The organism is Coprobacter fastidiosus (genome assembly GCF_982245605.1).
Map to the genome: position 1 here is coordinate 1 of NZ_CEVCIF010000049.1, position 18634 is coordinate 18634.

The window sequence follows — 18634 nt, forward strand, 5'->3', positions numbered from 1 at the left end:
CGTTTTTCATATGATCCTCTTTCATGCGCATGAAGGTCGCATCCTCATCTGTCTTGCTGAAAGAATTACGATCCCCCAATTTCTCCAATTGCGATTCGTATTTGGCAAGACGGGGCAGATATTCTTCCTGTAGCTTTTTGACTTGCTTTTTCTCAGCTTTGTTCATCCCGGAGAGACGTTTGTTTAAAGCGCTCACTTTTTCACGCAAACCACAGGAATCCATATCCGGTAAAGCATCCGGTGCCCTTTCCTGTTTATCCTGCTCGATATGTTTGTCGACCTCACTAAGGATTGATTGTATTTTCGACTCCAGTTTTACCTTGTTCTTTTCCACGCTGCCACGCCAGACAAAAGTGTAGCGGTTCGATGCCGATTCCACTTTGCTACCATCGATATACTGTACATCCAAACTGACATAGCCGGATTCCTGTAACAGCAGAACAATGGCTGAAAACAACGATTTTATGTGTTCTTTTAAACGTTTGCCGCGGAAATCATTGATCGTGCGGAAATCGGGAGTACTATTACCGGACAACCACATGAAGTGAATATTCTCCTGCAAGGCCTTTTCTATTTTGCGGCAGGAATAGATATTGTTCAGGTAGGCATAAAACAGGACCTTGAGCATCATACGGGGATGGTAGCTGCTGCTACCTCCGCCTTTATATGACGAAAGCAGACTGCTAATATCCAAGGCGTCTACGACACTGTTTACTATACGAACAGGATGATTGGGAGCTATCTTTTCCGATAAGCTGACCGGAAAAAGTACATTTTGGTTGGATGTTAACTCCTTAAATACTATCTTAGCCATTGCTATAATGTTTGTTTTTTGGGCAACGGTAAGATAATACTTTTTACCGAAATAAACAATAGCAAAAGGGGCTATCCGACTTTTTGGACAGCCCCTTTCTATAATAGAAGAATTTTATTATTGTTTATCCTTGGATCGCTTTAATACCCGGAAGAATTTTTCCTTCGATTGCTTCAAGTAACGCACCGCCACCTGTAGATACATACGATACTCCGTTTGCTAAACCAAATTTATTAACACAAGCAACAGAATCTCCTCCACCAACAAGAGAGAATGCTCCGTTTTTGGTAGCTTCCACAATAGCTTCCCCTACAGAGCGTGAACCATGGGTAAAGTTTTCAAATTCAAATACACCCGTAGGACCGTTCCAAAGAATTGTTTTAGATTTTTTGATAACATCTGCGAATATTTTCTCAGATTCCGGGCCAATATCCAAACCTTCCCAACCATCAGGAATTTGATTTACAGGAACTATTTTAGTATTTGCATCATTACTGAATGCATCTGCAATTTTAGCATCTACAGCTAATACTAAATTTACACCTTTTTCTTTTGCTTTTTTCATTAGATCAAGAGCTAAATCCAATTTGTCATCTTCACAAATAGAATTACCGATTTTACCGCCTTGAGCTTTTGTAAAAGTATAAGTCATACCTCCTGTAATGATCAGATTATCCACTTTGTTAAGCAGATTTTCAATAATTTCAATTTTTGAGGAAACTTTAGATCCGCCCATAATTGCTGTAAAAGGACGATTAATATCTTTCATTACCTTTTCTACAGCTTTTACCTCTTTTTCCATCAGGTAACCGAACATTTTATTCTCCGGGGTAAAATAGTCAGCAATTAAAGCGGTAGAAGCATGTGCACGGTGAGCTGTACCAAATGCGTCATTTACATAAACATCAGCAAGACTTGCCAATTCCTTTGTGAATTCTTTTTGACTGGCTTTGACGGCCTTTTTTGCAGCAGCTTTTTCTTCATCGCTGACATCTTCAGCAAGTCCTCTGGGTTTGCCTTCCTCTTCAGCATAAAAACGAAGATTTTCAAGAACAAGCACTTCTCCCGGTTTCAATTCTGCAACAGCAGCTTTTACTTTTTCACCTATTGAGTCATCAACAAATTTTACGGGTTGTCCTAATAATTCAGACAAATGTGCAACTACATGCTTCAATGAAAATTTGTCTTCCGGACCTTTTTTCGGACGACCCAGATGTGATCCGATAATCACGCTACCGCCATCAGCAATAATTTTTTTCAAAGTAGGCAACGCTGCGCGCATACGAGTGTCGTCTGTAATATTCAGATTTTCATCCAAAGGTACGTTAAAATCAACACGTACAAATGCCTTTTTACCGGCAAAATTGAAATTGTCAAGTGTTTGCATATTACAATAATTTTAAAACATGTATTTGTTTTCTGTCTGTCTGCAAATTTACAAAATAAATCGGTATATTTTTTATAAAATGCGAGAGTTTACAGTAAATATTTATGCTTATATTATATGATTCCAAGAAAAATTCAAATTAGAGATCTTTCTTGCAAAAGGGCTTCCATTTGTTCTTGAATTTTCTTCGATTCAGCACGTGCTGCAATTCCAAAATTCTCACTCTTATCGGCATATATAATTCCTCGTGAGGAATTTACCAAAAGACCGCATTGCTTATTCATTCCATATTTAGCAACATCTTGCAAACTTCCGCCTTGAGCGCCTACTCCCGGAACTAATAAAAAGTGATCTGGTGCTATTTTGCGTACGTCCGTAAATAATTTCCCTTGGGTTGCCCCTACAACAAACATCATTTGATCATCGGTTGCCCAAGTTTGGGAAATACGCATTACTTTTTCAAAAAGTCGTTCTCCTGAAGCATCTGCCGTAAATTGAAAATCTTGAGATCCTTTATTAGACGTTAATCCCAAAACAATGACCCATTTACCTGGATATACGAGAAAAGGTTTTACGCTATCTTCTCCCATATAAGGAGCAACTGTTACCGAGTCGATATCGAGATGTTCAAAAAAACTGCGAGCGTACATTTCTGAAGTATTCCCTATATCTCCGCGTTTTGCATCGGCAATAATAAATTGATCCGGATAATTTTCTTTTATATATCGTACTGTTTTTTCAAAGGCACTCCAACCTTGAATGCCCAAACTCTCATAAAAAGCGAGATTGGGCTTATAAGCGACACAAAGATCTGCTGTCGAATCGACAATAATTTTATTAAATGCAAAAATAGGATCTTCTTCATTAAGCAAATGTGTCGGAATTTTTTTAATATCGGTATCTAAACCTACGCAAAGAAATGATTTTTTACGTTTTATGTTCTCAAAGAGTTGTTGTTTGTTCATAAGATAGGTACAAAAAATTTTCTATAATTCGCTTTCTTTTATTCTTTCGGCATTTTCGGCAATAATTAGGTGATCTATGCAGTCTTGTATATCGCCATCCATGAATGCTGAAAGATTATATATAGTATAGTTGATTCTATGGTCGGTAATGCGCCCTTGAGGATAATTGTATGTACGTATCTTAGCGGAGCGATCTCCTGTAGAGACCATTGTCTTTCTTTTGGCTGCAATATCGTCAAGGTATTTTTGATGCTCTTTATCATAAATAAAAGAACGTAAACGGGTAAGTGCACGTTCTTTATTTTTGGGTTGATCACGGGTTTCAGTACATTCGATAAGAATCTCTTCTGAAACTCCTGTATTGGGATTTTTCCATACGTACCTGAGACGGACACCAGATTCCACTTTATTAACGTTTTGTCCTCCAGCACCACCGGAGCGGAAAGTATCCCATTTGATTTCACCTTCATTAATCTCAACATCAAATTCTTCTGCCTCCGGAAGAACTGCCACAGATGCAGCCGAAGTATGTACTCTACCTTGTGTCTCAGTTGCTGGTACACGCTGCACCCGATGTACACCGGATTCGTATTTTAATGTGCCATAAACATTTTCTCCGCTTACTGTAAAAATAATTTCTTTATATCCACCCGAAGAGCCTTCACTATAACTGGATATACTTAATTGCCACCCTTTGGTCTCACAATATTTAGAATACATACGAAACAGATCCCCTGCAAAAATAGCGGCTTCATCACCCCCTGTGCCTCCTCGAATTTCTACTATGGCATTTTTACTATCTTGGGGATCGGTGGGAACGAGTAGTAGTTTTATCTCTTCTTCCAATACCGGAAGTTTTTCTTGAGACTCATCCAATTCTTCTTTTGCCATTTCCCTTATTTCCAGGTCGTTTTCCGATTCTAATATTGATCTTGCTTCAGAGATATTGTTTAGTAATTTCTCATATTGATTTTTAGCTTTAACAATTTTCTCGAGATCACTATATTCCTTGGTAAGTTTAACAAAACGCTTCATATCAGATATAACAGCCGGATCGGTAATAAGAGTCCCGACTTCTTCGAAACGGATTGAAAGGCCTTCTAATTTATCTAATAAAGTATTTTCACTCATTATTTTACTATTTTCAGACTACAAAGATATAAAATGTGTGTCAATAAATCTAATGGATATTTATAATAAAATAGCCGGACATTTTCTTGAATAATGATGCCTTCAAGTATGTTGTCCGACTATTTATAGAGTAGTAGTAATAAGGAAACAATCCTTTTGAATATTTTGTTGTAAAAATCGAATTAAAATCTGTTAAGCAGATAACATATAAGATAAGGAGGAATTTTTTCAATAAATTTCCTCCTTATCTGTATTTACCTATTATTATTTCTATAATTGTATGGGGTGTTCTACCTTTTCATTCAATAATGCAAAATCGAGAACTTCTTTAATGTTCCGTACGTAGTGGAATGTAAGCCCCTTAATATAATTTTCTTTGATCTCATCTATGTCTTTTTTATTTTCTTCCGATAAGATAATATCTTTTATATTAGCGCGTTTTGCAGCCAATATTTTTTCTTTTATGCCTCCGACGGGAAGTACACGTCCTCTTAATGTAATTTCTCCGGTCATGGCCAGGTTCGGACGTACTTTGCGTTGGGTAAATGAGGATGCAATAGAAGTTACCATCGTGATACCTGCAGAAGGGCCATCTTTAGGAATAGCGCCTTCTGGCACATGAATATGTACGTTCCATTTATCGAACACGTCATCACTGATATTTAACATTTCGGCATGGGCTTTTATGTATTGCATGGCTATTATTGCCGACTCTTTCATGACATCACCTAAATTTCCTGTTAATGTCAGTTTTTCGCCTTTGCTTTTACTCAGGCTTGATTCTACGAATAATATTTCTCCACCTACGGCAGTCCATGCCAAACCTGTAACGACACCGGCATATTCATTTCCTTCGTATTTATCTCGTGAATACTCTTTTATTCCTAAATATTCATGTAAGTCATTTACTGTAATCGTATGTGGGTATTCTTCTTCTAATGCCTTTTTCCGGGCGATTTTCCGCATAATTTTGGCAATTTTCTTATCCAATTCCCGAACACCCGATTCCCGAGTATAAGAGTCTACTATGACCTCCATCGTCTTTTTAGGAATGTCTACATCTCCTTTTACGAGCCCATGATTCTCGAGCTGTTTCGGGACAAGGTGTCTTCGACCGATCTCTACTTTTTCTTCCAAAATATATCCGGTTATATCGATAAGCTCCATTCGATCTAATAAAGGTTGGGAGATCGTATTCAAATTATTGGCAGTCGCTATAAATAAAATATTTGACAGATCATAGTCGATATCCAAATAATTATCATGAAAAGCGTTGTTCTGTTCCGGATCGAGAACCTCTAACAAAGCCGATGCCGGATCTCCTTTAAAATCATTTCCGATTTTATCTATTTCATCTAAAACGAACACAGGATTAGACGAACCGGCTTTCAATAAACCCTGTATAATACGACCGGGCATAGCTCCGATGTAGGTGCGTCGGTGACCTCTGATTTCCGCTTCATCGTGCAATCCCCCTAAAGAAATACGCACATATTTTCTTTTCAGAGCTTCCGCTATTGACTTTCCCAAAGATGTTTTTCCGACACCCGGAGGTCCGTAAAGGCATATAATCGGAGATTTTAAATCCCCTCGCAGTTTTAATACCGCCAGATGTTCTAAAATACGGTCTTTCACTTTTTCAAGCCCGTAATGGTCTTTATCTAATTGCTTCTGTGCATGTTTCAGATTAAAATTATCCTTTGTAAATTCATTCCAAGGTAAATCGGTCAATGTTTCCAAGTAATTATATTGCACCGAAAAGTCTGGAGATTGAGGATAAAGACGTTCTAATTTACGTAGTTCTTTTTCAAATATGGCAGCTACTGAAGCATCCCATTTCTTTTTAGAAGCTTTTTCCTTCAGTTCCTGTATATCTTGTTCCTGAACGCTTCCACCCAATTCATCTTGTATAGTTTTTATCTGTTGTTGTAAAAAGTGCTCTCTTTGTTGTTGGTTCAAGTCTTCTCTCGTACGAGATTGAATACTTGCTTTTATTTCAATAAGTTGGGCTTCCTTACTCAGTGCGGTATATAAACTGAATGCTCGTTGCTTGACCGAGTCGATATTAAGCAGATCCTGTTTCTGTTGGGTATTTAAAGGAATATTGGAACATAAAAAATTAATCAGATAGTGAGAATTTTCAATATTCCTTAATGCAAACATTAGCTCTCGTGAAGGTTCACCCAAAGTTTTCAGAATATTGAATGTCATGTCCTTTATTGCAGATATGAGCGCTTCGAATTCTTTGTCATTCGATTTGGGCATTTTTTCTTCCAATAGAGAGATATTGCCTCTTAAATAAGGAGTGAATGTTGTCAGATTATCTAAATGAAAACGTCGTTTGCCTTGTAAAATAACGGTAGTGCTTCCGTCTGGCATTTCCAGTATTTTTACGATTTCCGCAATAGTACCTATTTCATACAAATCTTTGTATTCAGGTTCATCTACGTACATATCTTTTTGACATGTTACACCGATATATTGTTTTTGAGCGTATGCTTCTTTAATAAGTTGAAGAGATTTGGCCCTTCCGACTGATACAGGGAGAGCTACTCCCGGATACATCACCATATTGCGCAATGGCAGTATGGGCAGATCGACTTCTGCCACCCCCGGACATTCTATATCCGGATTACCCTCTACTTCAGCGAAAATCGGCATAATTGTAGTGGCATTGTCATTAGCATCATCAAGCAGATTATTATCAGAAAAAATTTTTTTCATATGTTAATTGTCATTTTGTCAGTAATTAGGATTAAATACATTGTCAGCACTCCTGAAAAATCAATGTTATATTATAGTACAATGAGTGTGCCAAAAAATAAACAATACTTAGATCCCCATAAAATTGTTATTATTTTTTGTTTATTTGTATTCTAAAATTTTTATTTATGGGAACTCATTATTTTCAGTTTAAACAATTTACCATATATCATGACCGCTGCGCAATGAAGGTAGGTACAGATGGCGTGCTGCTTGGAGCTTGGTGTAATATCCCGAAAAATGGGAATATATTGGATATAGGAACCGGAACAGGAATAATCGCATTAATGGCGGCGCAAAGATCTTCGTTTTCTCAAGTATCTATCGATGCAATCGAGATCGATAGAGATGCGTACTTACAAGCTAAAGAAAATATATCATCTTCTCCATGGAGCAATAAAATACAAGTAATTAATTGTTCTTTACAAGAGTATGCGGAAATGTCAGAAACTCTCTATGATCATATTGTGTCTAATCCTCCTTATTTTGATAATACTCTGCCTCCCAAAAGTCTCTCTCGGCAAATGGCACGACATACAGCTTCACTAACTTATGAAGAATTTGTATCCAATGCGGTAAAGTTATTGAAGCCTGAAGGTCACATTTCCGTTATATACCCTGCAGATCAAGACAGACAGTTGACCGGTATAGCTGTCTCCAACAAATTGTGGGTGTCTCGAAAAGTTTGGGTAAAAGGACGTCCGAATGTCTCCCCTAAAAGAGTTTTAGTAGAGTGGGGGAAGTCCCCCGTAAGCTATATAGAAGAAGAGCTTGTTATAGAGACAGCACCTTTGACATATACACCGGAATATATAGCTTTAACTAAAGACTTTTATTTAAAAATGTAAGAGCCTGCCCAAAACAGACCCGATAAAATTTAAATATTCGGTAAAAAACGCGGTATTACACCGCGTTTTTTTATCGAATATTTTCTCGTAAGCGAGTCAAATATGCCTTCATTTTGTCAGTATCCTTACGTTTTATAATGTCGAGCAGTATATCCAGTTGTTCTTGAATTTGCGACACTTGTTCGGGCGTGTGCGGGTTAAATAGAATCTCCGTGAGGAGATAATCATCTTCGGAAAGAAGTCCGTGAGCAATATCCATGTGCTTTTTGAATGTTGTACCCGGAGCGTCCTGAGGTTTCATTACGGCAGCAAAAACAAGAGTAGATGCAAATGGAATCGATAACGAATAGGCGATTGTTTCATCATGCTCCTTAAATGAATATTCAAATATTCTTAACCTTAAATTACTGTATAGATCTTTAAAAAAAACTTTTCCTAAATGGTCGGACTCGGAAATGATAATCGTATTTTGAGTACTTAAGTCACTGAGATTTGCAAATGTAGGCCCGAACATCGGATGAGTCGAGACAAACGGATGTCCGGCCTTTTGGTAAAATTCCGGAAGTCCTGTTTTTACAGAGGCAATGTCAGATATAATGCAATTAGCAGGGATATGAGGTAATATCATTTCGAATGCAGCGATTGTATATTTTACGGTTGCTGCATTAATGACCAATTCCGGTTGATACTCTTTTACCTCCTCTAACGCTGTCATTCGGTAAGTATTGAACACAAATCTCAACCGTTTGGGATCAGTATCAAAAAGTGCTACTTCGTGTTGAAAACTTAGTACATCCGCAAAAAAAGAGCCCATTTTCCCAGCTCCGAGAATAAGTATTTTCATCGTTTTATTTATTCAAAATATTCATTTGTTGCCTTACTGACTCTTCGTGAATTGCCTGTAAAACCGATTTCATAAATTCTCCGTCCATATCTAGATCTATTGCCTGGTTGATCCGTTTACTTAAAATCTCATCATAACGGGTCGGTTGTAAGACTGTCATATCGTGTTCTTTTTTATATTGCCCGATTTCTCGAGATATACGCATCCGTTTGGCCAATAATTCCAGCAATTGATTATCCAATTCGTCGATCTGCCTTCTAAGTTCCGATAAATTTTCTGTAGTTTGGGTCGTTTCCCGGATAACTAACATATTTAAAATAAAATTGAGAACATCCGGTGTTATTTGCTGATTTTTATCACTCCATGCACAATCGGGATTACAATGAGATTCTATAATTAACCCGTCAAATCCCATATCCATAGCTTGCTGGCATAAAGGCGCCACGAGATCGCGTTTTCCCCCTATATGACTCGGATCGCAAATTATCGGTAAATTCGGAAGACGTCGACGAAGTTCGATTGGAATATGCCACTGTGGCAAATTTCGGTAAAGTCTCTTATCATAAGAGCTGAATCCTCGATGTATTGCTCCGATTCGATGGAGTCCGGCATTATAGATTCTTTCTATTGCCCCAATCCAAAGTTCGAGATCTGGATTGACCGGATTTTTAATTAAAATGGGAATATCCACCCCCTTAAGAGCGTCGGCAATTTCTTGCACAGCAAAAGGATTTGCCGTAGTACGTGCCCCGACCCAAAGGATATCAATACCATGTTTCAAGGCTTCAAATACATGATGCTGATTAGCAACTTCGGTTGCTGTGTACATTCCGGTAGTTTCTTTTACTTTCTTTAACCAAGCCAGTCCTTCTGTACCGACACCTTCAAAACCTCCCGGTTTTGTTCTAGGTTTCCATATTCCGGCTCGAAATATCTTGATTCCTTGAGTTGCCAGACCTTTTGCTGTTTCTAACACCTGTTCTTCCGTTTCAGCACTACAAGGTCCTGCCATTATAAGAGGACGTTTAGCTTCTATGCCGGGTAATAAAATTGATTCGAAGTTTAATGTTTCTGTCATGACTGTGTTTTTATTATTAATTTATTTATTAAGACGATTCTTGATTCTGTCGAGAGCTTCTAATAGGGCCGCTTCATTAGCACAAAGCGAGAGCCGTATGTATCGGTCTCCCAAACTTCCGAAAACTATTCCCGGTGTTATAAAAACTTGGGCTTCATATAATACTTTATCTGCAAGTTCTGCACTGCTGGTTATATGATCGGGAATTTTTGCCCAAAGGAACATTCCTGTTTGTTTCGAGTTGAAAGAACAGCCTAATTCTTCTGCAATTTTTTCTGCAATCTTTCTGCGTTTTCTATATACCGCATTCATACTCTCATACCATTCCGGACCAGAAGACAAAGCTATAACCGCAGCCTTTTGCATGGGTCGGAATGTTCCGGAATCGATATTGCTTTTTACACGGAGAATCCATTCGACAAATTGGGGATTCGATGCTAACATTCCGATACGCCATCCCGGCATATTATGAGCTTTACTCATCGAATTCATTTCTATGCAAATATCTTTAGCTCCGGAGACAGAAAGAATGCTTAAAGGCTTTTCATTAAGTATGAAACTATAAGGATTATCATTTATAATAATGATATTATGCTTTTTCCCGAATGCAACTAACCTTTCAAATAAATTTATGGATGCAGGAGTTCCTGTCGGCATATGAGGATAGTTGACCCACATCAGTTTTACATTTGACAAATCATTCTTTTCGATCGCTTCAAAATCAGGTAACCATCCGTTTTTTTCAGTCAATTCGTAATTGATAATATGTGCCTCGGCCAATTTACTGACAGAGGTATATGTCGGATATCCGGGATTAGGAACTAAAACACCGTCTCCGGGATTTAAAAAGGCCAATGATATATGTAAAATTCCTTCTTTAGAACCGATAAGAGGCTGTATCTCGGTCTTAGGGTTCAATTCTACACCGTACCATCGTTTATACCAATCAGAAAATGCTTCTCGTAAAGCTGGAATACCGATGTAAGGCTGATATCCGTGGGCATCTTCTTTCCGGCTATCCTCGCACAATGCATCTATTGTTCGGATATGAGGTGGACGGTCTGGGCTACCAATTCCAAGACTAATAACATCCAACCCTTTTGCATTCATGTCGGCCACTTCTTTTAACTTCTTTGAGAAGTAGTATTCTTTGATTTGGCTTACTCTGTTAGCCGGGCATATATCAGAGTGTTTCTGTAAATTCAGCATATTCTCCTTGTATTTTAAAATCTTTAGTTAGTGGTTTGATTGCTTCTAACGATTGTTTATACCGAGTATAATCAGAAAATGTTATATCGACATAAAATCTGTATTCCCACTCTCTCCCGATTATTGGAAGAGACTGTATCTTTGTAAGATTTATATCATAGAACGATAATATTGTCAAGACTTTTGATAAACTTCCGTTGGTATGAGGGAGAGTAAAAATAAGAGATGCTTTGTTTATACTTTGACGATTAATAAGATCATCTCTTTGCCAACTGTCTGCTAATATCAAAAAACGGGTAAAATTCCGCTTATTTGTCTCTATACCGGACTCTAATATGTTAAGCCCGTACATTTCTGCTGCCAGACGGCTACAAATTGCAGCATGGCCTTTGAGACCTTTTTCTTGTATTTCACGGGCACTGGCTGCAGTATCGTCTTTTTCTACAATTTTAATATTAGGTAATTGATTCAGAAATTCTTCGCATTGCATTAAAGCGATCGGGTGAGAGTTTATCTCGGATATATTTTCGAGAGTTTCACCAGGAAGGGCAGCGAGCACATGTGAAATTCTCAACTTATATTCTCCGATGATACTCAAATCGCTTTTGCGTAATAGTTCGTGATTCTGTAATAAAGATCCGGCAATTGTATTTTCTATTGCCATTATTCCGAGAAGAGAATCATCTTTGCTCATTTTCTCGAATAAATTAGGAAATGTCAAACAGGGTTCAACCTCTACTTCTTCATTGGTAAAATAAGATCGGGCAGCCATTTCGTGATAACAACCCGGTATTCCTTGTATAGCAACTTTTTTCATTTATAAGAGTTTTCTAATTAAAAAAATCCCACACTTTCATTGAAAGGTGGGATACTTTATTTATTGTATATCGGATATGTAAAATCCCACCTTATGTGCTCATAAAGTAATAAAAATAATAAAAGTAAAATCGTTGAAAGGTTTTCATAATCAATTATTCTAAAACTAGAGAATCCCGCTCATTCGAACGGGATTCTCAATATATTATTTATTTTTGTTTTATAATAAAAATCCCGTTTTACTTTCTTTTAAAGTAAAAATAGAAATAAAAATATGTAAAACTAAAAGTGTTCATCATGCAACTATGTTATTTTTATGGCTACAAAAGTAATGATTTGTTTTTTCAATCAAAATATTTTTGTCTTTTTTTTGCATTATGGATAAAAATATTTTTATTTGCTATCCGAAAATACTCATTGATTTAATATGTCAGGTTGATATGCGGTAAAACCGATGTTCTTTTTAGAACATTTTTTCTACCAAATAGACCTTTTTTTATACATTGTAGAATCCGTACCTTCGTAGTCAATTTTGATTAGAAGAATTTAGGGTAGGGACAATAAAAAAGAGGTTTTTCCCTGATTTTGGTATAATCTTATTTATGGGTTTGAATTTCTCCTCGGAAATCGTAATTTATAATTAATGAGTGATTTTGTTAATTTATTGATTTCTAAGGAGATTTAAGAGTGTGTATAAATGGAATTTAATTAACTGATAATAATATCTAAACTGGCGGATATTCAGGGGAAATCTCGGAAAATTCGCATAATTTTATAAACTTGGAAGAAATGAAACAGGAAATTAAGCCGGCAAACGGTCGTTTGGGTGTCTTGGTTGTGGGAGTAGGTGGTGCTGTCTCAACCACAATGATTACAGGAACATTAGCTGCCCGTAAAGGATTGACAAAAGCTATCGGCTCAATCACACAGATGGCTACAATGCGTATGCAAGACGGTAACGAAAAACTTATCAAGGATATTGTTCCTTTGGTTGACCTGAACGATATCGTATTCGGAGGTTGGGATATTTTTCCGGATAATACATACGATGCAGCCTTATATGCAGAGGTTCTGAAAGAAAAAGATTTGAATCTTGTAAAAGACGAATTACAGGCGATCAAACCGATGCCTGCCGCATTCGACCATAATTTTGCAAAACGGTTGAATGGTACTCATATTAAAAATGCTGCTACACGTTGGGATATGGTAAAGCAGTTACGGGAAGATATTCGTAATTTTAAAGCTGCAAATAACTGTGATCGTATTGTTGTATTATGGGCTGCAAGTACCGAAATTTATATTCCGATGAGTGAAGAACACAAGTCTCTTGCTTCTCTGGAAAAAGCGATGAAAGACAATAATACGGAAGTTATATCTCCAAGTATGTGCTATGCTTATGCTGCTATTGCAGAAGGTGCTCCATTTATTATGGGTGCTCCGAATCTGTGTGTAGATATTCCGGCTATGTGGGAATTCTCGAAAAAACAAAATATTCCTATTGCAGGTAAGGACTTCAAGAGTGGTCAGACATTGATGAAGACGGTTCTTGCTCCGATGTTCAAGACTCGAATGTTAGGTGTTAGTGGGTGGTTCTCTACAAATATTTTAGGAAATAGAGACGGAGAAGTCCTTGATCAGCCTGAAAATTTCAAAACAAAGGAAGTCAGCAAATTATCTGTTATTGATAATATTTTTGAGCCTGAAAAGTTCCCTGATTTGTATGGTGATGTATATCATAAAGTTCGTATCAATTATTATCCTCCACGTAAAGATAATAAAGAAGCTTGGGATAATATCGATATTTTCGGCTGGATGGGATATCCTATGGAAATCAAAGTCAACTTCCTTTGTCGGGACTCTATTCTTGCCGCACCTATAGCTCTTGATTTGGTTATTTTCAGTGATCTTGCGATGCGTGCAGGAATGTGTGGTATCCAAACATGGTTGTCATTCTTCTGTAAAAGCCCGATGCATGATTTCGAACATCAACCGGTGCATGACCTGTTCCAACAATGGCGAATGGTAAAAGAAACTCTTCGAAATATGGTAGGAGAGACTGCTCCAAGTTATTTGGATTAATTAGTGCAACTATCGCATAATTTTGTCGGATCGATTTATGAAGAGAGCTAAATTATTCCATATAATTATCGCATCCGGTTTCGGATCAGGATTTTCTCCATTTGCTCCTGGAACGGCAGGAGCTCTTGTTGCTGTTATTATTTGGACGGTATTATTCTATGTAATACCGTTCAATATCTTATTAGTCGTAACAAGTTTGCTTATAGTTCTTTTTACTGCAGCCGGAATTTGGTCGGCCGATAAGTTAGAATCAGAGTGGGGAAAAGATCCGTCAAAAGTGGTTGTTGATGAAATGGTGGGAGTTTGGATTGCTCTACTTGCTGTACCGGTAGGGAATGTCTGGTATATTTTGTTTGCTTTTTTATTGTTTCGCTTTTTTGATATCTTTAAGCCACTGGGTATTCGTAAAATGGAACAGTTGGAAGGGGGAATCGGTGTAATGGCAGATGATATTTTAGCCGGAATATACAGTTTTCTTTTGCTGATGGGAGTAAGATGGTTGATCGGATAAAAAAATATGCAAAAATAGTTTCGGAAAGAGACGGTTTCTTTATGTTTTTGAGAGCACAATTGTCCTCTCAATTAGCGACAATAATAGATTTCATTATTACTATAGGACTCGCAAAGTTGTTTAGCGTTTATTATGTCTATGCAACTTTTGCGGGTTCTTTTTTCGGAGGAATTGTTAATTGTATCGTTAATTATAAGTGGACATTCCGGCCAGAAAATTGTAAAAAGATAAATATAGTGATTAAATATATTTTGGTTTGGTGTGGAAGCCTTTTTCTCAATGTCGGGGGAACATTTCTTATAACAGAAGCTATTACTAAAGTGATATATATTCAGAATATTTTTGGTCATTATTTAGACAATCTGTTTATATTTTCTAAAATATTGGTTTCTTTAGCTGTCGCTTTTTTTTGGAATTATAATATGCAGCGTATTTTTGTTTATAGAAATCACGAACTGAAATTTTTTTTTAAACGTAGAAATTAAATTTAAAGTACATAAGAATGAAATTCAGAGATTGGGCTCAGCAGATAATCTATAGAATCATTGATCCAGTGGTACATAAGTTAGTAAAGGTTGGGATAACTCCTAATATTGTAACTACCACAGGGCTATTTTTTAATATTGTATCAGCCGTCATTTTAATTTATGGAGGAATATATGGAGAAAAAAATGATTTCTCTTATATAGGTTGGGCTGGCGGGGTTATTTTATTTGCCGGATTATTCGATATGTTGGACGGACAAGTTGCACGTATTGGAAAAATGAGTTCTTCTTTTGGCGCATTATATGATTCGGTACTTGACAGGTACAGTGAATTGATCGTGTTTTTAGGGATCTGTTCCTATATGATGGCACAAGGTTATGTTGTCGGGTTTATAATTGCATTTATTGCATTAGTCGGATCATTGATGGTCAGTTATGTTAGGGCTAGAGCAGAAGGTCTCGGCATAGAATGTAAAGTAGGGTTTATGCAGCGTCCAGAACGGGTTGTATTAACAGCTATTGGAGCATTAGGATGTGGGGTGTCTTCTTTTTTTATACATGAAGAATCTGTGTTAAATCCTATTTACATATTTGAGGCAGCACTGCTCATTATTGCTATTTTTTCTAACATTACGGCATTTACTCGCTTAGCTCATTGTCGTAAAGTAATGAATTTGTAGATTTATGAAAATATTAAACTCTCTACCTTCAAGAAACGAAATCTTAACCGTAGTTGTTATTGCAATTATATTTATTGCAATAACAACTGTTTTTGTTGGATTGCGTCCGGAACATTTATTAATAGTATCTATTTTCTTAATCTTGTTTTTTGCAGGAAAGTCAACAAGAAAGTTAGCTGTAGGATTATTGCCGTTTTTTATTTTTGGAATTTCATATGACTGGATGCGTGTATATCCTAACTATGAAGTCAACCCTATTGATGTGCGGAATTTATATGATCTTGAAAAGTTTTTATTTGGAATAGAAGAAAATGGAACTTTACTCATTCCTTGTGAATATTTTGCTTTGTATCATTCCGTAATAGCGGATATTCTTGCAGGCTTTTTTTATTTATGTTGGGTTCCTGTTCCTATCGCTTTCGGTCTTTGGCTATATCTGAAAAAAGACAGGCGTTTGTATCTTCGGTTTTCAATAGTTTTTTTATTGGTAAATCTAATAGGATTCGCGGGCTATTATATTCACCCTGCAGCACCTCCTTGGTATGCAATAAATTACGGTTTTGAAGCAATACTTAATACACCGGGTAATACTGCTGCACTTGGTCGCTTTGACGAATTGGTCGGATTGCCGATTTTCGATTCGCTGTATAGTCGTAATTCGAATGTTTTTGCAGCAATACCATCTTTACATGCAGCATATATGGTTGTAGCCTTTTATTATGCATTAGTAAAAAAATGTCATCCGGCTATTATCACGATCTTTGCAGTTCTTATGTGTGGTATTTGGTTTACTGCGGTTTATTCTTCTCATCATTATATTATTGACGTACTACTCGGTATTACATGTGCATTGTTAGGAATCCTCTTTTTTGAAAAAGGATTGATGAAAATTCCTGGATTCATAAAATTTTTCAACCGATATCAGCATTATATAGAGGCTTAATATCATTTAGATTGTGAAATTTCAGAAATAAAGTAAGAAATAAGTGGGCTTTGATCTTTGATTCTTTATTTTTATGTATCTTTGGATTCAAATATGGGAGGATAAAAAAATGGAAGCTACAAAAGAAAGGCTTTATAATGACATTTCATCGGTATTTACAAATGCTATAGAAACGGTAAGAACAAAAGATGATTGCACATTGACAGATATGTATGTATGTGTAAAATATGATGACTTGCTGGTTGTGATTTATGATGATTCCGAAAATATCCTTCTTCAGGAAACCATTGATGGTTGGGATGATTTGAAAGAGAATTCTGAAAATTTTGAAGAGGCCGTAATTGATTCTTTGAAATATGTTCTGAATACTGATAGTATTAAACAAAAATTTGAATCCCTTGATTTTGTCGGTCCGTTTTCTGTAATATTGGTTGATGATAATTTTGAGCAAATATGTGAATTAGTGACATACGACAAAGATATGATTTATCTAGAAGATGATTTTTTAGATAAGATAGATAAAGAATTGGATGAGTTTTTCGAAAAATTAATGTCGGATGTAGAATAGTAAAGCTTATAAATGCAATATTGATCATTCCCCAATATGGAGTTAGTTTCATGTTGGGGAATGTTTTATATAATAATGGAATTACCATAATTTTCTTTATTTTTTGAAATCGAGATGATTGGTTACCAAGCGATTCTGAGTTATTAAAAATGAAAAGTTAATAAGCTGATTTTAGTTTAATTATAGTCAGAACAAATAGTAAAGAATTGAATGTCTCTTATATTTTCTTTTATGTTAATCTTTGTAAATGTAATTATGAAATTAAAAATCTATTTTATTTTTGCATCAAATTAAAATTTGTAATTATTACAAATATAAAATGAGTCAAGAAAAAGGATATACAAGATTAGTTTCTCATGGGATAAAACCTTCTCTTCAAAGAATTGCTATTATGAATTATTTGATAGAGAATAGAATCCATCCGACTGTAGATATGATATTCAGCGATTTATATCCTGATATTCCGACATTATCCCGTACAACTGTATATAATACATTGAAAATACTTGTAGAGCAGGGTGCGGTACAAATGCTGACAATAGATGATAAAAACAGTAGATATGATGCAGACATAACTCCTCATGCTCATTTTAGATGTAGTAAATGCGGTTGTATAAAAGATTTACCGATAAAGGAAGACATTATCTTCAAAGAAGATTCGGAAAAAATAAAAATTACCGAAGTTCAACTATATTGTAAAGGTTATTGTGCTCAATGCCTAAAGGATATAGAAACAAAAAACACATAAATTATTTAAATTCAAATTCTTACATTATGAAAAAGAAATTTATTTGTACAGTATGCGGTTATGTTCATGAAGGAGAAGAAGCTCCGGAATTTTGTCCTCAATGTAAACAACCGAAGAGTAAATTCAAAGAACTTGTAGAAACAGAAGGTGCATTACAATTTGTTGATGAGCACGTATTAGGCATTGCAAAAGGTGTTGACCCGGAAATTTTAGAAGGATTAAATGCTCATTTTATGGGAGAGTGTACCGAAGTTGGTATGTATTTGGCAATGAGTCGTCAGGCTGACCGTGAAGGCTATCCTGAAGTAGCGGAAGCATTTAAACGTTATGCCTGGGAAGAAGCTGAACATGCGGCTAAGTTTGCAGAATTGCTTGGCGATGTAGTTTGGGATACTAAGACAAATTTAAAAAAACGGATGGAAGCTGAAGCTGGGGCTTGTGAAGATAAAAAACGAATTGCAACTCTGGCAAAACAACAAAACTTAGATGCAATTCATGATACAGTTCATGAAATGTGCAAAGATGAAGCACGTCATGGTAAAGGTTTTGAAGGTTTATACAATCGTTATTTTAAGAAATAAGAAAGATCTGAATAGTGTATTAGAGTCCGCTTGTTAACCGCAAGCGGACTCTTTTATTATTTGAACTATTATTCCCTTTTTTGAAAGTAATATTTTACGAGAAATCATGAATTATTAAAAATTATCCTTATTTTTGCGCATCTCACTTACAAAATGGAAATATCGAATGGCGTGCAGTAGAAGC

18 protein-coding genes are annotated in these 18634 nt (G+C 36.2%); 9 read left to right on the forward strand and 9 right to left on the reverse strand.

Features of this window, described 5'->3' with window-relative positions; all coding sequences use genetic code 11:
• The 5 genes from AC0UMU_RS11480 to lon form a co-directional block, all read right to left on the reverse strand.
• Positions 1 to 814, reverse strand: an 814-nt coding sequence (locus tag AC0UMU_RS11480) for a transposase (RefSeq protein ID WP_473979939.1), incomplete at its 3' end; no start/stop codon positions are given.
• A 124-nt stretch (positions 815 to 938) separates the two neighbouring features.
• Complete coding sequence (locus AC0UMU_RS11485; protein ID WP_278716405.1) at positions 939 to 2201, reverse strand: phosphoglycerate kinase; 1263 nt, start codon at positions 2199 to 2201, stop codon at positions 939 to 941.
• Positions 2202 to 2335: 134 nt separating this feature from the next.
• Positions 2336 to 3166: an orotidine-5'-phosphate decarboxylase gene (gene pyrF / locus AC0UMU_RS11490; RefSeq protein WP_009317063.1), complete on the reverse strand. Its 831-nt coding sequence runs from the start codon at positions 3164 to 3166 to the stop codon at positions 2336 to 2338.
• Positions 3167 to 3187: 21 nt separating this feature from the next.
• A complete protein-coding gene (gene prfA / locus AC0UMU_RS11495) occupies positions 3188 to 4297 on the reverse strand; it encodes a peptide chain release factor 1 (protein WP_278716402.1) in 1110 nt (369 codons plus the stop codon).
• Positions 4298 to 4567: 270 nt separating this feature from the next.
• The gene (lon, locus tag AC0UMU_RS11500) at positions 4568 to 7021 is read right to left on the reverse strand and encodes an endopeptidase La (protein WP_022391114.1); all 2454 of its coding nucleotides are present in this window, start codon (positions 7019 to 7021) and stop codon (positions 4568 to 4570) included.
• Between the two features lie 167 nt (positions 7022 to 7188).
• On the opposite strand from lon, the gene AC0UMU_RS11505 reads away from it, so the two are divergent.
• On the forward strand, positions 7189 to 7908 hold the full coding sequence (locus AC0UMU_RS11505) for a tRNA1(Val) (adenine(37)-N6)-methyltransferase (RefSeq protein ID WP_022602672.1): 720 nt from the start codon (positions 7189 to 7191) through the stop codon (positions 7906 to 7908).
• A gap of 70 nt (positions 7909 to 7978) precedes the next feature.
• Here AC0UMU_RS11505 and AC0UMU_RS11510 read toward each other — a convergent pair whose 3' ends face one another.
• From AC0UMU_RS11510 to AC0UMU_RS11525, 4 genes are read right to left on the reverse strand one after another with little or no spacing between them, the layout of a single operon-like run.
• A complete protein-coding gene (locus AC0UMU_RS11510; RefSeq protein WP_278716398.1) occupies positions 7979 to 8752 on the reverse strand; it encodes a prephenate dehydrogenase in 774 nt (257 codons plus the stop codon).
• A gap of 4 nt (positions 8753 to 8756) precedes the next feature.
• Positions 8757 to 9830 (reverse strand): bifunctional 3-deoxy-7-phosphoheptulonate synthase/chorismate mutase type II, encoded by a 1074-nt coding sequence (locus AC0UMU_RS11515; protein ID WP_022602676.1) that lies wholly within the window; start codon positions 9828 to 9830, stop codon positions 8757 to 8759.
• Between the two features lie 21 nt (positions 9831 to 9851).
• Positions 9852 to 11039, reverse strand: coding sequence for a pyridoxal phosphate-dependent aminotransferase (locus AC0UMU_RS11520; RefSeq protein WP_278716396.1), 1188 nt, complete (start codon positions 11037 to 11039; stop codon positions 9852 to 9854).
• Complete coding sequence (locus AC0UMU_RS11525; RefSeq protein ID WP_278716395.1) at positions 11014 to 11856, reverse strand: prephenate dehydratase; 843 nt, start codon at positions 11854 to 11856, stop codon at positions 11014 to 11016. The genes AC0UMU_RS11520 and AC0UMU_RS11525 overlap by 26 nt, the downstream gene beginning before the upstream one ends.
• A 788-nt stretch (positions 11857 to 12644) precedes the next feature.
• Here AC0UMU_RS11525 and AC0UMU_RS11530 point away from each other — a divergent pair.
• The 8 genes from AC0UMU_RS11530 (at position 12645) to AC0UMU_RS11565 (ending at position 18450) form a co-directional block, all read left to right on the forward strand.
• The gene (locus AC0UMU_RS11530; protein WP_022391108.1) at positions 12645 to 13934 is read left to right on the forward strand and encodes an inositol-3-phosphate synthase; all 1290 of its coding nucleotides are present in this window, start codon (positions 12645 to 12647) and stop codon (positions 13932 to 13934) included.
• Between the two features lie 37 nt (positions 13935 to 13971).
• Entirely contained in the window at positions 13972 to 14445 is a 474-nt protein-coding gene (locus AC0UMU_RS11535; protein ID WP_009317054.1) for a phosphatidylglycerophosphatase A family protein, read from the forward strand.
• The gene (locus AC0UMU_RS11540) at positions 14430 to 14930 is read left to right on the forward strand and encodes a GtrA family protein (protein ID WP_022602678.1); all 501 of its coding nucleotides are present in this window, start codon (positions 14430 to 14432) and stop codon (positions 14928 to 14930) included. The genes AC0UMU_RS11535 and AC0UMU_RS11540 overlap by 16 nt, the downstream gene beginning before the upstream one ends.
• A gap of 17 nt (positions 14931 to 14947) precedes the next feature.
• Entirely contained in the window at positions 14948 to 15610 is a 663-nt protein-coding gene (locus AC0UMU_RS11545; RefSeq protein WP_009317052.1) for a CDP-alcohol phosphatidyltransferase family protein, read from the forward strand.
• Positions 15611 to 15614: 4 nt separating this feature from the next.
• The gene (locus AC0UMU_RS11550) at positions 15615 to 16553 is read left to right on the forward strand and encodes a phosphoinositol dihydroceramide synthase (RefSeq protein ID WP_278716392.1); all 939 of its coding nucleotides are present in this window, start codon (positions 15615 to 15617) and stop codon (positions 16551 to 16553) included.
• A gap of 109 nt (positions 16554 to 16662) precedes the next feature.
• Positions 16663 to 17121 (forward strand): hypothetical protein, encoded by a 459-nt coding sequence (locus AC0UMU_RS11555; RefSeq protein WP_009317050.1) that lies wholly within the window; start codon positions 16663 to 16665, stop codon positions 17119 to 17121.
• 319 nt (positions 17122 to 17440) lie between these two features.
• Entirely contained in the window at positions 17441 to 17869 is a 429-nt protein-coding gene (locus AC0UMU_RS11560; RefSeq protein WP_022602682.1) for a Fur family transcriptional regulator, read from the forward strand.
• A 26-nt stretch (positions 17870 to 17895) separates the two neighbouring features.
• Entirely contained in the window at positions 17896 to 18450 is a 555-nt protein-coding gene (locus AC0UMU_RS11565; RefSeq protein WP_031258901.1) for an NADH peroxidase, read from the forward strand.
• The last annotated feature ends 184 nt before the right edge of the window (positions 18451 to 18634 follow it).

What these genes read in the sequence shown, in the direction of transcription:
- AC0UMU_RS11485 (WP_278716405.1), bottom strand. Translation starts at nt 2,201, where the DNA reads ATGCAAACACTTGACAATTTCAATTTTGCCGGTAAAAAGGCATTTGTA.
- pyrF (WP_009317063.1), bottom strand. Translation starts at nt 3,166, where the DNA reads ATGAACAAACAACAACTCTTTGAGAACATAAAACGTAAAAAATCATTT.
- prfA (WP_278716402.1), bottom strand. Translation starts at nt 4,297, where the DNA reads ATGAGTGAAAATACTTTATTAGATAAATTAGAAGGCCTTTCAATCCGT.
- lon (WP_022391114.1), bottom strand. Translation starts at nt 7,021, where the DNA reads ATGAAAAAAATTTTTTCTGATAATAATCTGCTTGATGATGCTAATGAC.
- AC0UMU_RS11505 (WP_022602672.1), top strand. Translation starts at nt 7,189, where the DNA reads ATGGGAACTCATTATTTTCAGTTTAAACAATTTACCATATATCATGAC.
- AC0UMU_RS11510 (WP_278716398.1), bottom strand. Translation starts at nt 8,752, where the DNA reads ATGAAAATACTTATTCTCGGAGCTGGGAAAATGGGCTCTTTTTTTGCG.
- AC0UMU_RS11515 (WP_022602676.1), bottom strand. Translation starts at nt 9,830, where the DNA reads ATGACAGAAACATTAAACTTCGAATCAATTTTATTACCCGGCATAGAA.
- AC0UMU_RS11520 (WP_278716396.1), bottom strand. Translation starts at nt 11,039, where the DNA reads ATGCTGAATTTACAGAAACACTCTGATATATGCCCGGCTAACAGAGTA.
- AC0UMU_RS11525 (WP_278716395.1), bottom strand. Translation starts at nt 11,856, where the DNA reads ATGAAAAAAGTTGCTATACAAGGAATACCGGGTTGTTATCACGAAATG.
- AC0UMU_RS11530 (WP_022391108.1), top strand. Translation starts at nt 12,645, where the DNA reads ATGAAACAGGAAATTAAGCCGGCAAACGGTCGTTTGGGTGTCTTGGTT.
- AC0UMU_RS11535 (WP_009317054.1), top strand. Translation starts at nt 13,972, where the DNA reads ATGAAGAGAGCTAAATTATTCCATATAATTATCGCATCCGGTTTCGGA.
- AC0UMU_RS11540 (WP_022602678.1), top strand. Translation starts at nt 14,430, where the DNA reads ATGGTTGATCGGATAAAAAAATATGCAAAAATAGTTTCGGAAAGAGAC.
- AC0UMU_RS11545 (WP_009317052.1), top strand. Translation starts at nt 14,948, where the DNA reads ATGAAATTCAGAGATTGGGCTCAGCAGATAATCTATAGAATCATTGAT.
- AC0UMU_RS11550 (WP_278716392.1), top strand. Translation starts at nt 15,615, where the DNA reads ATGAAAATATTAAACTCTCTACCTTCAAGAAACGAAATCTTAACCGTA.
- AC0UMU_RS11555 (WP_009317050.1), top strand. Translation starts at nt 16,663, where the DNA reads ATGGAAGCTACAAAAGAAAGGCTTTATAATGACATTTCATCGGTATTT.
- AC0UMU_RS11560 (WP_022602682.1), top strand. Translation starts at nt 17,441, where the DNA reads ATGAGTCAAGAAAAAGGATATACAAGATTAGTTTCTCATGGGATAAAA.
- AC0UMU_RS11565 (WP_031258901.1), top strand. Translation starts at nt 17,896, where the DNA reads ATGAAAAAGAAATTTATTTGTACAGTATGCGGTTATGTTCATGAAGGA.